11 protein-coding genes are annotated in these 13,548 nt (G+C 59.0%); 10 read left to right on the top strand and 1 reads right to left on the bottom strand.

Annotation, left to right across the window (positions count from 1 at the left end; translation table 11 throughout):
* Window positions 1–64 precede the first annotated feature (64 nt).
* The 7 genes from ACFOTD_RS06335 (at window position 65) to ACFOTD_RS06305 (ending at window position 10,753) form a co-directional block, all read left to right on the top strand.
* The gene (locus ACFOTD_RS06335) at window positions 65–1,519 is read left to right on the top strand and encodes a spore germination protein (protein ID WP_378116834.1); all 1,455 of its coding nucleotides are present in this window, start codon (window positions 65–67) and stop codon (window positions 1,517–1,519) included.
* A gap of 26 nt (window positions 1,520–1,545) precedes the next feature.
* On the top strand, window positions 1,546–2,739 hold the full coding sequence (locus tag ACFOTD_RS06330; protein ID WP_378116832.1) for a Ger(x)C family spore germination protein: 1,194 nt from the start codon (window positions 1,546–1,548) through the stop codon (window positions 2,737–2,739).
* Window positions 2,739–2,984 carry a hypothetical protein gene (locus ACFOTD_RS06325; RefSeq protein ID WP_378116830.1) on the top strand — a complete coding sequence of 82 codons (246 nt, stop codon included), beginning with the start codon at window positions 2,739–2,741 and terminating at the stop codon, window positions 2,982–2,984. The genes ACFOTD_RS06330 and ACFOTD_RS06325 overlap by 1 nt, the downstream gene beginning before the upstream one ends.
* A 2-nt stretch (window positions 2,985–2,986) precedes the next feature.
* Window positions 2,987–4,081, top strand: coding sequence for a GerAB/ArcD/ProY family transporter (locus ACFOTD_RS06320; protein ID WP_378116829.1), 1,095 nt, complete (start codon window positions 2,987–2,989; stop codon window positions 4,079–4,081).
* A 108-nt stretch (window positions 4,082–4,189) separates the two neighbouring features.
* Window positions 4,190–7,447, top strand: coding sequence for a hybrid sensor histidine kinase/response regulator (locus ACFOTD_RS06315; RefSeq protein WP_378116827.1), 3,258 nt, complete (start codon window positions 4,190–4,192; stop codon window positions 7,445–7,447).
* Between the two features lie 19 nt (window positions 7,448–7,466).
* Entirely contained in the window at window positions 7,467–7,592 is a 126-nt protein-coding gene (locus ACFOTD_RS06310) for a hypothetical protein (RefSeq protein WP_378116825.1), read from the top strand.
* Window positions 7,593–8,443: 851 nt separating this feature from the next.
* On the top strand, window positions 8,444–10,753 hold the full coding sequence (locus ACFOTD_RS06305; RefSeq protein WP_378116823.1) for an NEAT domain-containing protein: 2,310 nt from the start codon (window positions 8,444–8,446) through the stop codon (window positions 10,751–10,753).
* Window positions 10,754–10,798: 45 nt separating this feature from the next.
* Here ACFOTD_RS06305 and ACFOTD_RS06300 read toward each other — a convergent pair whose 3' ends face one another.
* Entirely contained in the window at window positions 10,799–11,668 is an 870-nt protein-coding gene (locus ACFOTD_RS06300) for an SDR family NAD(P)-dependent oxidoreductase (RefSeq protein WP_378116821.1), read from the bottom strand.
* 182 nt (window positions 11,669–11,850) lie between these two features.
* Here ACFOTD_RS06300 and ACFOTD_RS06295 point away from each other — a divergent pair, with 182 nt between their 5' ends.
* From ACFOTD_RS06295 to ACFOTD_RS06285, 3 genes are read left to right on the top strand one after another with little or no spacing between them, the layout of a single operon-like run.
* Window positions 11,851–12,318: a MerR family transcriptional regulator gene (locus tag ACFOTD_RS06295; protein WP_378116819.1), complete on the top strand. Its 468-nt coding sequence runs from the start codon at window positions 11,851–11,853 to the stop codon at window positions 12,316–12,318.
* A gap of 47 nt (window positions 12,319–12,365) precedes the next feature.
* Window positions 12,366–13,142, top strand: coding sequence for a class I SAM-dependent methyltransferase (locus tag ACFOTD_RS06290; protein WP_378116817.1), 777 nt, complete (start codon window positions 12,366–12,368; stop codon window positions 13,140–13,142).
* Entirely contained in the window at window positions 13,139–13,513 is a 375-nt protein-coding gene (locus ACFOTD_RS06285) for a YciI family protein (protein ID WP_378116815.1), read from the top strand. Before ACFOTD_RS06290 ends, ACFOTD_RS06285 begins: the two co-directional genes overlap by 4 nt.
* Window positions 13,514–13,548 lie beyond the last annotated feature (35 nt).

The raw sequence follows: 13,548 nt of genomic DNA, 5'->3' as shown, positions 1-13,548 counted from the left end.
GGTTGGAAATCCTTACAAATAACCGATCTACTACACGGAGGTGATCTTCATCGCTGCGGATATAGTGTTCAAGTCGCTGCCCTCGAATCTGGATCGGCTGCGGCGCGTCTACAAGCAGTGCGACGACCTCGCGATCCAGGACTGGCGGTACGGTCCGGATCTCAAGCACCGGGCGGCCTCCGTGTACTTCAAGACGATATGCGACAACAGCACGAACTATATGAAGAGCGCCCTGCAGGATCTGACGAATCATGTGATCGGCCCCGGATTGGACGTGACGCCGGAGATGCTCCGCGTGTTTTTCGGCGCGCACGGCGTGTCTGCCGAGCGCGCGAGCCTGGAGCGCGAATGGGGGAACGTCGACCGGTACATGCTGCAGGGCTATATGATCGTGTTCGTGGACGGTTGGGAGCTGGCGCTCTGCTTCGAGTCGGATAAACTGGAGACGCGCCAAGTCACGGAGCCGCAGACCGAGCCGGTCGTCCAGGGCCCGCGCGAAGGCACGGTCGAGGATCTTCAGAAAAACGTCGGGATGATCCGCATGCGGCTGCAGACGCCGGCGCTTAAATTTCAGTTTTTTAAAGCCGGCGGGCATTCGAATACAACGATCGGCTACGGATACCTGGACGGCGTCGTCGATCCCGTTCTGCTGGCCGAGCTTGAACGAAGGCTGCAGCGCTGCAAGGGGAAGGGGGACATCATCGACACCTCGTTCATCGAGGAGCTGATCGAGGACCGCCCGTTGTCCCCGTTTCCCCAATTTCGTTATACGGAGCGGACCGACGTCGCCGCCGCATCGATGCTGGGCGGCAAAATCGTGCTGCTGGTCGAAGGCTCCGGCTCGATCATGATCTGTCCGGGCCTGTTCTTCGATCTGCTGCAGTCGAGCGAAGATTACTATCAGCGCGTCCTGGTGTCGAATTTTATTCGCTGGCTTCGCTTCATCGCGTTGTTCATCGCGATCTCGCTGCCCAGTTTGTATATCGCAGTCTCGACGTTTCACCCCGAGCTGATCCCGACCGTCCTGCTGCTCGCGATCGTTGACTCCCGCGAAGGCATTCCTTTCGGGGCTTTCGCCGAAGCCGTCATTATGGTTTTTTTCTTCGAGTTGCTCAAGGAGGCGGGCATCCGCCTGCCGAGAAACGTAGGTTCGGCGGTAAGCATCGTCGGCGCGCTTGTCATCGGGGAAGCCGCCATCAACGCGGGCATCGCGTCGCCGTTCATGGTCGTCGTCGTCGCGCTAACGGGGATCGCTTCGTTCGCGCTGCCGCAGTACAACCTGTCCATCGCCCTGAGGCTGATCCAGTTTCCGTTGATGGCGCTCGCTTCGCTGCTCGGCGGCTTCGGCATTTTGCTCGGATACCTGTTCATCTGGCTCCATCTGGTCACGCTGACCTCGCTTGGCGTGCCCTTCTTGACGCCGATCGCGCCGTGGAAGGCAGACCAGTTTCGCGATACGCTGATCCGGACCCGGCTGCCCTTGCTCATCGGGCGTCCGAAGCCGCCCCGTTCCACCTAATCGACCGCTGCAGAGGTGCTTGATGGATGAAACTCCCACTCGCGGCCATAGGCCGGCTCGTGCTGACGACGTCGCTGCTCGGTCTGCCGCTGACGGGCTGCGGGGACCGGGCCGAGCTGCCGCAGAAGGGCTTCGTCATGGGGCTTGCGCTGGACGAAGCGCCGGAGGGAGGGATCGGGCTGACCGTTCAGATTTTCAAGCCCTCCCAGAACGTCATCGGACGCGGCAAGCCCAGCAAGTCGTACATCAATATTCAGAGCGACGACGAGTCGGTGATCGAAGCCGTGCGCGATATTACGATCCATCTCGGGCGAAAAGCCCAATGGAGCCATATGCGAATCGTTCTGGTCAGCGAGTCGCTGGCGCGCAAGCATTCGGTCACGCGGCTGCTTGACTTCCTGTACCGGGACCACGAGCCGAGGCTGACCACCCATATGGTCATTACGAAGGGAGAAGCGTCTCACTACATGGACACGCCGCCCTACATCGAGAATTCGATCAGTCAGCAATACTTCTTGAGCGAGCAGTCCTCGCACCAGATGACCGGCAAATCCGTGTCCACCAACCTGCTGCAGCTGGCGCTGCAATCCCGCAGTCCGTCGGCGGTCGCCATGATTCCTTATCTGTACGAGCGGGAATCGCTCCACGAATCCGCGCCTACCGTGGCCGGGGCGGCCGTCCTTGTCGACGGCCGGATGAAGGAGGTCATCCCGTCCAAGCTGCTCGAAGGCGTCCAACTGCTCGACAACGGCTACAAGTCCGGCATCGTCGAAGTGCCTTGCTCCGCGGATCCGACAGCAGAGGCCTTGATGAAGGAGGACTCGTTGGAGGTGCTGTCCGCCAAGACGTCGATGAACGTCCGGCCTGCGGGCGACCATCTCCACCTGACGTTCCGGGTGAAGGCCACTACGGCGGTCTCCGAGCTCGTTTGCGGACAGATGCTGACGATCAAGGAGGAGCGGGAGCTGCGGCTGCGGATTCAAAAATCGATGGAGCAGATGATGAGCGGAGGTATGGACTGGCTGCTGCAGAAGCAGCTGGACGTCGTCGGAGCGGGGAACCGGCTGTTCGAGCGTCATACGAAGCTGTGGCGGCAGTGGAAAAAGGAGTGGCCGCAGCAGTTCGCGCGATCGACCTACGAGGTGCACGCGGAGGTCAACATCCTCACGTCCGGCACCAATGTCGGCAAGCCGGTGGGGATGCGGTCGGGTGAATCGTGATGCGGGCGATGCTCGTTTTGACGCTGATCGGCTTTTTGGTTCACGACTGGACCGTCGGACAACTGGGGCGCGCCCGACTGCGCACCAAGGCCGTCTATGCGCTTCTGCTGCTGGCCATCGGCTATCACTTTCTGATCGTTACGGGATCGATCTCCGCGCCATCCTACTACGACCTTTTCGTAAAGGCTTACGGCGGACTCGCGGCGCGGATCGTCGCCTATCTTAGCCCGGAAGGAGGCGTCTAACCGTGAAAAACGAGATTACGCCCAAGCAAGCCGCCATGCTGCTGTTCGTTTTTCTGACGGGCTCCTCCATCATCAACATTCCGGCGCCGCTCATCGCGATCAGCGACAACGAATCATGGATCAGCCTGCTCGCGGCAGCCGGACTCGGGCTGCTCCTCCTGATCCCGCTCGTCAGTCTCGCCCGCAGATTTCCCGGTATGGATTACATCGAGTACGGCGCCAAGCTGATTACCCGGCCGGTTGCCGTCATTTTCGGCCTGTTGCTCCTGACGCTTTACTTGCATACGGTGGCCGGCATTATCATGGATATATCGATGTTTCTCAAGAGCTCGATGATGCGCAACACGCCTTACGGCTATTTTACCGTTCTGACTTCGCTAGCCGTTGCGTTGACGGCCCGGGTCGGCATCGGCCGCTTCGGGGGGATGTTCGGCTTGCTGATGATTTCCGTCATGCTGTTCGTCGTCTTCAATATCGCGCTCGCCTCCCCCGGCTTCCATCCGGAATATATGCTCCCGCTCTTCGACGAGGGGTTCAAGCCGATCGTGCACGGCATTTATTTTATTTACGGCTTTCCGTACGGAGAGATGGTTATGTTCTGCATGATACTGCCGCTCATCCGAGTGAAGGCCAAGGATCGCATCGGGCGGAAATTGACGCTGGCCGTCGCGCTGAACACAGCCTCTCTGCTCGCAGTCACGCAGGCCACGGTACTCGTCTTCGGCCCGCTCTCGGGAGAGCGTAAATACTCGATGTTCGAGGTCGCCCGCACGGTCAGAATTACCGAGGTTTTCGAGCGGCTGGAGGCACTGATGGGCTACTCCATGATCGTCGCTTCTTTTATGAAGGCGACCATCGTGCTTTTTGCGGCCCATCTGACGCTGAACAGCCTGGTCAAGCTGCCCCGGGACAATCGCCAGCTCTTATTCCCCCTTGCCTTCCTCGCGGCGCTGATCTCGATTTCCGTCGGCCTTCGGGGCGAAGCGAACTGGGAGTTTATCGTATCGGGCATCCATCCGCTATGGGTCATTTCCTGCGGTACGGTGCCGCTGCTCGTCGTATACGCGGTATCGCTGATCCGCAAACGGGCGGCTTGATGCGTTGCGGGGGGCTCCAGGGAAGACGTGCTAACTTTATCGTCGGGCAAACGTCTCGTCTCCGCTAGCGGCGGAGGAATTGAGCGGCTTTTGTCGAACCCGTAACCTATGATGAAAAAACGAAAAATTCTAGCCGTCGTCGGGCTTCTCCTGATCGTTCTGACAGGGATGCGCCTGGCCTGGATCGGCGTACAAACGAATAATGCGAGGGCGGAGGCCGAAAACGGCCAGCTGGATCTAAGCCGCTGGGATCCCGCATTGCAACCGCTCCTTTCCCTCGCGGGGCAGTGGACATTCTATCCCTCGCAGCTGGCAACCTCCGGCCTTGAGGGTACGTCCGGTACGCCGGCAGGCGCCGCCCGTTTAGTCAAGGTTCCAGGCACTTGGAAGGGGACGCTCGATACATCGCCAGGCACGCTTATCGGCTTCGGAACTTACCGGCTGCGCATTCTGCTGCCGGCAGGCGGCTTGCCGGGACAGGAATTGACGATCCGCGTGCCGGGAATCTCCGCGTCGTCGGCGTTGTACGTCAACGGCCGCCCGATGGGCGCCGCCGGACGTCCGGCGGAACGGGCGTCCGCGTATACGGCGAGCGCCTTGCCTTATTCCGCCACTTTTACGGCCGATCGCGACGTGTTGGACCTCGTGCTCCAAGTCGCCAATTACGACGACCGTATCAGAGGCGGCTTGACGGAGCCCGTCCGGTTCGGAACGGTGCAGGCAATGAGCCGATTCAATTCGTTAACCGTCGGCTCGCAAGCGGCGCTGATCCTGCTGATGGGCATGCATGTCCTGTACGCGATCGCTCTCTACTTCATCGGCGCCCGGCAGCGTACGCTCCTGCTCTTTTCTCTGCTAGGTATTTGCGGCGCGTTAACGATTCTCTGCAACGAGGATCGCTTGCTGTCCGTCTGGTTCGGGGCCGGCTACGAGACGCTCTATAAGACGTTCTACTTAAGCTATCTGGGCACGGCGGCGTTGCTGCTGCAATATGTGAGAGGTCTGCTGCCCGAGTTCAAGATTCTTCGTTTTGCGCGCTGGCACCTCCTCGCATGCGTCCTCTTCGGCGTATTCGTGCTGGCGTCTCCCGTCAATGTAGTCACCTCGGCCTTGGCGGACGGCCTCCACACGATTCTTTTGCTGACATCGTTCGTTACGGCCCCGATCGTTTTCTATCTCGCAGCCCGAAGAGGCGTGCCTGACGCGATTTATTTGCTGCTAGGCGTAGCTGCCGTCGCCTGGAATCTGATATGGGGCATATTCGGCTATACCTTTTCGCTGGACGTCGGCTATTATCCGCTCGATATGCTCGCGTTTTTTATTTTGTTCGCCCTCTATTGGTTCAAGCGTTACTTCCGCAATGCTGCCGAGACCGTCCGATTGGCGGAGCGCCTCCAGACGGCCGACAAACGCAAGGATGAATTTCTTGTTCACACGTCGCACGAGCTGCGCAATCCGCTTCACGGCATGCTGAACATGGCGCAGGCCGTGCTCGACAGCGACGAGCGGACGGGCGGGGCCTCCAATCGGGAACGTCTCGCCCTGCTCGTCGCGATGGGCAAGCGAATGTCTATCCTGCTGCACGACCTCATCGATCTGAATCGGCTGCGGGAGGACCGCCTGTCGGTGAAGCCTGCGCCCGTCCGGCTGCAGGCGGAGGTTGCCGGCGTATTGGACATGGTCCGGTACATGGCTGCAGGCAAGCCTGTACAGCTCGAGAACAGGGTGCCGGATACTTTGCCGGCCGTGCTGGCGGACGAGCACCGATTGGTGCAGATTTTGTTCAACCTGCTGCACAACGCGGTCAAGTTCACGAATGAGGGACGGATCTGGATCGAAGCGGATGTCGGGCGAGACCAGGTGGCCATTCGGGTTGCCGATACGGGGATCGGGATGGATACGGATACCGCGAAGCGCATCTTTGAGCCGTACGAGCAAGGCGAGCTTCAGCCGGAAACGAATGCCGCGGGGTTTGGTCTGGGTCTTGCGATCAGCAGGCGCCTGGTGGAGCTGCACGGCGGACGCTTGACGGTCGACTCGGCGCCGGGCGTCGGCTCTGTCTTCCGGTTTACGCTGCCAGTAGCAACGGCAGCAGCAAGAGCAGCAAGAGCAGCAGTAGCGACAGCAACGGCAACAACAGCAGCGGCAGCGGCAACGGCAACGGCAACGGCAGCGGCAACATCAGTGCCGGCGGACTTGGACCCGGCGTATCCGGCGTCGAGCGAGGTCGCTGCGGCCCGGCTGCTGCCGGAGGAAGAAGCTGCGGCTCCCGCAATCGCCGGGACGGCCGAACCGCCTTCATCGGCAACGAAAGCGCGCGGCGATCGCTCCCGCATCCTGGCCGTCGACGACGATCCGGTCAATCTGCGCGTACTCGAGCATGTGCTTCCTGCAGAGCTCTACGAGATCGCGACGACGACCAGCGGCGCCCAGGCGCTCGCCCTCTTGAATTCGGGACCATGGGATCTGCTGATCGCGGACGTCATGATGCCGGACATCTCCGGTTACGAGGTCGCCCGCACGGCCCGGACGCTCTTCTCCGCCTCCGAGCTGCCGATTCTGCTGCTCACGGCGCGTTACCGGGCGGAAGATATCGCCGCGGGCTTCGACGCGCAGGCCAACGACTACATCGTGAAGCCCGTCGACGCGCATGAGCTGCGGATGCGGGTGAAGGCGCTCACGGACGTGGCCTGGGCCGCGCGCGAACAGAAGCGCATGGAGGCGGCATGGCTGCAGGCGCAGATTCAGCCTCATTTCCTTTTCAACACGCTTAATTCAATTGCCGCGCTGGCGGACGTGGATACCGTGCGCATGCGCGAGCTGCTGTCGGCGTTCGGCGATTACCTGAGGGCCAGCTTCGACTCCACCAATTCGGACCGGCTCGTGCCGCTCGGGAAGGAGCTGGGCCTGGTACGGGCTTATCTATTCATTGAAAAAGAGCGATTCGGCGACCGGCTTCAGGCCCTATGGGAGACGGAGGATCATCTTCACCTGCCCGTTCCCCCGCTGTCCATCCAGCCTTTGGTCGAGAATGCCGTTCGCCATGGCGTGCTCAGGCGCCAAGAGGGAGGCACCGTCCGGATTCGGGTTCAGGAGATCGGAGACGAGGTAGTAATATCGATCGAAGACGACGGCGTGGGCATGACGCCCGACAGGCTGTCGCAGGCACAGCTGACCGGCGGGGCGTCCGGCCGTCCTGCGGGCATCGGCTTGGCCAATACCGATCGCAGGCTGAAGCAGCTCTACGGCAAGGGACTGCTCGTTCGCAGCCGTCCCGGAGGCGGGACGATCGTCTCCTTTGCCGTCCCCAAGCCGCCGGCAACGCGCAGGCTCGCCGCCGATCCGCCTTCGGCAATTTCGGTATAGAAGCCGCGTTTGAAGATTCGTGGAGCTGGCGCGCGACTATATCGGACGGCATTACCGGGAAGTCGTCACCGTAGACGTTTTGGCCGGCGGGGCGGGCATGGGCCGGTATTATTATATGAGAGCGTTCAAGGAGCGGTTCGGGTAGAGCGCAATGGAGTACCTGGCGGAACTACGCACGGGCTCAGGCGTCGAAGATGCACCAAATATGTGCACGGTGGCGATGGCTGGGTGTAAAGCTGCGCCCGAGTGCGCAAAGATGCACCATATATGTGCACGGTTGCGATGGCTGGGTGTAAAGCTGCGCCCGAGTGCGCAAAGATGCACCATATATGTGCACGGTTGCGATGGCTGGGTGTAAAGCTGCGCCCGAGTGCGCGAAGATGCACCATATATGTGCACGGTGGCGATGGCTGGGTGTAAAGCCGCGCTCGAGTACGCGAAGATGCACCATATATGTGCACGATGGCGATGGTTGGTGTGTAGGGGGGCGCTCAAGTGGCGCGAAGGTGCACCAAATATGTGCACGGTGGCGACGGCGAGGTCGGCATTGGATGCTTCTCGTGTTTGGAGCGCCTGCTAGATTAGGATGGAGGTCGCCCCATTTACCTGGCCGGGGACCGTCTTGTCGCCGAACCTCGCACGTTCGCCCAGCGAAGCCCGCTGCCCCGTTGCAGGTCGTTATAAGAGGTCGCAATTGCGCGTTTAAACTATGATTATCATTATCATTTATCACATTTTATTGATAATGATTATTGATATCAATAGTTTGCGGTGTTATAATTTTCCCTGTTGTCCGTAAGGCGGACGGAACGATGTGGCAAAAAGCATTGATAAATATAAGTTTTTGAAGAACCGCACGGACTGGGATTAGCCATGCCATTCGAAATTACAAAGAGGAGGAAAGCTGGCGAAAAGCCATTCTTTTTTTAAAAATCAATTGAGAATGATAATCAATAATTTCGAAAGCAAATATGAAGAGAGAAGGAGAACTTAGAAATGAACCGATCTTATGGGAAATTCATGACGATTTTAACTTTAGTATTTGTACTGATCGCGTCGGTAGCATTGCCTCGCGCGCAGGCAGCGCCAACGCCAATACCCGTTTATCTGGATGGGGAATATGACTTGCCGGTCACGGTATTGGAGAACGGTACGGAGAACACATCTGTAATGGACGACTATGTCAGCGATACCGCTAAGCTCAAAGTGCAGGGCGGCGTCAATACGGTCGAGGTCACGCTAACCAACAGCGACTGGATCAAGGAGCTGAAGACCGAGCGTGCGGGTACGCTGACGGACGTGACGAATATTACGCAGGATACATATGATGACGCCGCTTCTACATACAAACGCGTCGTGCAGTTTGCGGTCGCCGATCTTACGGCCAAGCTAAATGCATCCGTCCATGTTGTCATTCCCTCTATACCGTACGATGAGAGCTATGGCGTACAGTTCAAGTTCAACGCAACGAACGTGCCGCTGGCGCAGACGAGCCTGTTCCCGGACAATGCGCAGCCGATCGGCATGTCCATCTACAAGGACGGCACGGCAGATCCGTCGAGCATGGGCAACTACGTGTCGAAGCCGGGAACGCTGTATTCGGATGAAACCGGCTATTATGTAGCTTTTACGCTGAGCAGCAGCAATCTGATCACGACGCTGACGTATGACGTCGAAGGCGGCGCAACGGAAGCGGCGAAGGTGCTGAGCGAGGATACGGCGGCGAACAAGCGTGTCGTCGCGCTGCGCGTGACGGATCTGACGAAGAAGCTGAACGTCCATATGACGGTTCAGGCCGGGCCGACGCTGATGACGCATACCGTGCAGTTCGCGTTCGACCTGAACGGCGTCGTATTCAAGCTGCCGTACACGGTCTACAAGGACGGAACCGACCAAGCATCGAGCATGGAGACGTACGTGTCCAAGCCGGCGAGTTTGAAGGTGCAGAACGGTTATTATGCGCTCTCCTTCACGCTGTCGCGCAGCGATCTGGTCAAGACGCTGCAATATGACAAGGCAGGTAACAAGACCGACGCGGCCGAGCTGGGCGCCGATGCGGACGCGAAGACGCGCTTGCTGGAGATTCAGACGACGGACCTGTCCGTCCGGCAAAATGTGTACCTGTCCGTGCAGGCTGGACCGACGCTGATGACGCACACGGTACAGTACGGCTATCAAGCAGCCGGCTTGCCGCTCCCTGCCAAAGCGCCGGGCTCCGGCACGACGCCGACGAACCCGACGGAACCGTCGAACCCCGGCAACGAAGGACCGAAGCTGAGCGACGGCTACTATACGCTCAACTATCGCGTGCTGAAGAGCGGCACGACCCAGTCCTCGGTTATGGAAGACTATATTCAGCATCCGGGCTGGCTGCAAGTTTCCGGCTCGCAGAAGTACGCCTATATCATCTTGAATAAAGGCAAGGAAATTACGAGTCTGTCGGTCGGCGGATCTTCGGTCGCTACGATCAAGAACGATCAAGTCGCGAACAAACGGCTGGTTCGCTTCGAAGTGACGGGCGAGATTCCGGTCGTACTGAGCGGAAGCGTGCGGGTAGATTGGGACGAAGTGAATTACCACAACACGTATCCGATCGATATCGAGATTCAATCGGTAGGGGGAGCAGCCGCCGATCCGCGCGGTCAACTGCAGGATACGACGACGGGAGCGCCGCAAGGCTCCGGCTCCGCGACCGATGAAGGAAACGGAACGAAGCCGGAAGACGGCTCGGGCGTTCCGTCGACGCCTTCGCCTGCCGTCAAGCTCACCGATATTGCTGCGCACTGGGCCAACGCCTCGATCGAGAAAGCCGTTGAACTCGGCTTCGTGACGGGCTATAACGACGGTTCGTTCCGTCCGAATGCCGAAGTGAACCGGGCCGAGATCGCGGTGATGCTCGCCAAGGCGCTGAAGCTGACGCCTTCGACGGGGCCAATCGCATTCAAGGATGACGGCAGCATCCCTGCCTATGCCAAAGATTATGTGGCTCTGGTAGCGGGTAACGGCATTGTCCAGGGTTACGCGGACCAGACCTTCCGGGCGTCTGAACGCGTCAGCCGCGCTCAAATAGCCGTCATGGTCGTACGTGCCCTGGGTCTGCCGGTCGACGAGTCGGCCGAGTTAAGCTTCGCGGATGCCGCTGCGGTGCCTGCATGGGCCAAGCCGTACGTGGCCGCCGCCGTTAAGGCAGGGCTGCTGGAAGGCCGTACCGGCAACCAATTCGCGCCGAACGGCAATACGACACGTGCCGAAGCCGTCACGCTGATCCTGCGTCTGCTGAGCATGAACGGCGAAGCGCAAAGTTAATCGCATCTCCACGCACAACAAGGCGCCGGCTTGCCGGCGTCTTATTCATTTGCGAATCGCGGCTGCCAGATACTCCTGCTCATAAAGATCGCGCATTCTTGCAAGAATGCTGCGGGCTTGATCCAGATGCTTTAATTCCGTTACACGGCCTTTTTGCAGAAATACGCCTGTATCCGTACGATGCTCCCCAAGCGCACCCTCGTACAGGCGATCGGCGCCGTGCGTGGGCGGCGAGAAAAACAGCTTCATCAACGGCACCACCACGAGAGGCAAACCGGACTTTTTTCCTTTCCTGAGCGTATTGTTGCCGCCCGGGTCGACGCTGCGAATTCGGATGCCGTCCGCCATCAGCTGCGGGGCGAGGGCTTGCGTCCACAAGGAGAGCGCCAGTTTGGAGGCGGCGTACGGACCCAGCAGTTTACGAAAAGTTCGGGGGCGCTCCAGGCTGTCGATGCTTATTGCCTTGGTGTATTTTAACGCCGAAGACGAGGTGTTGATCACCGTTTTAAGGCTGCCGTTCTTCAGGCTGTCCATCAGCTCCATCAGGATGATATAGGGTGCGACTGTCATCAGTTCATAATGCTTCTCGCGTCCCTGCGCCGAATAACTGAGCTCGGGAAAGGAGCCGCCGGCATTGTTGAACAAAATATCGATCCGCGGTTCCTTGGCTTTGATCTCTTCCAGAACCCGCCGCAAGCCGGCAAAATCGGAGAGGTCCGCCGTTTTATAAACGCGAAGGTGCCCGCGCCGGACCGCTTCCTGAATGTCCCTGTCATCCGCGGGAAAGTCAGAGCGAACGATAGCCGCAACCTGCCACTGTGCCGCCAGCATTTTTTTCGTTAACGCCAGGCCGATCCCTGCGCTCGCACCTGTAATAAGAGCGATATTTTCGCGATTTCTCGTACTCGTGCTCATCTTACGTAGCCTCCTCCGATTGCGGGGCTGTTTTCCCCCATAGCGCACAGTCTATAAGTTGGAGTCGGCTCCAAGTCAAGAGCGAGGCAGCAGTGTACAGGTATTCGCCCGGCTCGCTTGACTTGGAGCCAGCTCCAAGATGTACAATGCACGTAACAAGCAAAACAACGGGAGGGAACAAGGTGAAGACAGAACCCGCTTTTACGATCAAGCAAACTGCGGACCAGACGGGCATCTCCGAGGATACAATTCGTTTTTACGAGAAGATCGCGCTGCTGCCCCGAGCGGAGCGGCGAGACAACGGGCACCGCGTTTACAGAGAAGAAGACATTCGTACGCTACGGCTGCTGGCCTGTTTGAAAAAAACGGGGATGCCGCTGGAGGAGATGCGTCCGTTCCTCACGGTGTCTGCCGATGCCGATCCTGCAGACTATCCCGAACTCGTGGAGCAGCTTCGGAGTCATCGGGAAAACATCGTCAGCCAGATCGCTTCGCTGCAGCAGGTGGTCGATTTTATCGACATGAAGCTGGAAGAAGGACAGTACCGCGGGGAGTGCCCAAGCGAGGAGCAGGCGGAGGCGAAAAAAAAACCCATCTCCCCGATGGAGATGAGCCATTTTACCGGATCGGGCAAGGCGGGCAATTCATAGCGCAAATTTATTCGGGCCGGTAACCACATCCGAAAGGCGGATTTATCGTGAATGAAGCGGACTACAAAGCGTTCTACGATCGCGTCGGGCAGTCGAACGGCTGGGATTTCAGCAAGTTGAAGGTACTGGCAGAGGGCGCTCAGGCTGACATTTATGAAGACGTCAAAAGGATATGCGAGAAATCCGATCTGCTGCTGGACATCGGCACCGGAGGCGGCGAGGCCGTACTGGCCATCCGCGATGCGGCACTGCTGCTGGTGGGAATCGACCGCTCAAGCGGAATGATTCAGACAGCGCAAGCGAACTTGGTGAGATCGGGCGCCTCGAACGTGCGTTTTGTTGAAATGGATGCCGAGCAGCTCGACTTTCCCGGGCGGTTCTTCGACATTGTGACGTGCCGGCATGCCGGGTTCACCGCGCGACAGGTAGCTAAGGTACTTTCCCGCGACGGTATTTTCATTACCCAGCAAGTCGCCGAGGGCGACAAGCTTAATATGAAGCAGGCCTTCGGCCGGGGACAGAGCTACGGGGAAGCGGACGGGACACTGATGCGGCAATACAAGCTGGCGTTGGCGGAAGCGGGATTTTTGGACATCCAGTCCATGGAATTCGATACGGTGGAGTACTACCGGACGCCCGAGGATTTAATCTTCCTCTTGAAGCATACGCCTATTATTCCGGGCTTCGGGCAAGAGGAGGGCGACTTTGAGATTTTACGCGCATTTATGGAAGAGAATCGGACCGAGAAAGGGATCCGCACGAATGCGAAGCGATTTATGATAAAGGCGCGGATGACCCCTGACCCGGGAGGGATACGGCAATGAAATTTATATGTGTGGGGTATCTGAACGCGGCCAAGATGGATGCGCTCTCCAAAGAAAAGGTCGATGCGCTCATGCGCGAATGCCAGCCGCATCTGGAGACGTTCTACGGCAGCGGGCGGGTCGTAATCGATGCCGGTCTCGACCGGGGACCGAAGCGCCTGCGGCGGACGAACGGCCAGGTGGCTGCGGCCGACGTTCCGGCGACCGATGCGCGGGGAACGCCCGGCAGCGTCTTTCTCATTGAAGCGCGGGACATGGAGGAAGCGATCCGGGTCGCATCCCTGCATCCGACCGTTCAGGTGGCTGCGGGCGAGCGGCTTGGATGGGAGATCGATATTTATCCGGTGCATTCTTTTAAAGGGAACAGCTGATAGGGCGATGTCCGGTGCGCTTTATATGTAACAGA

Source organism: Cohnella sp. GCM10012308 (genome assembly GCF_042649185.1).
Lineage (GTDB): Bacteria > Bacillota > Bacilli > Paenibacillales > Paenibacillaceae > Cohnella.
Note: the sequence above shows the minus strand (reverse complement) of the source record. Positions and strands in the feature narration are given on the sequence as shown.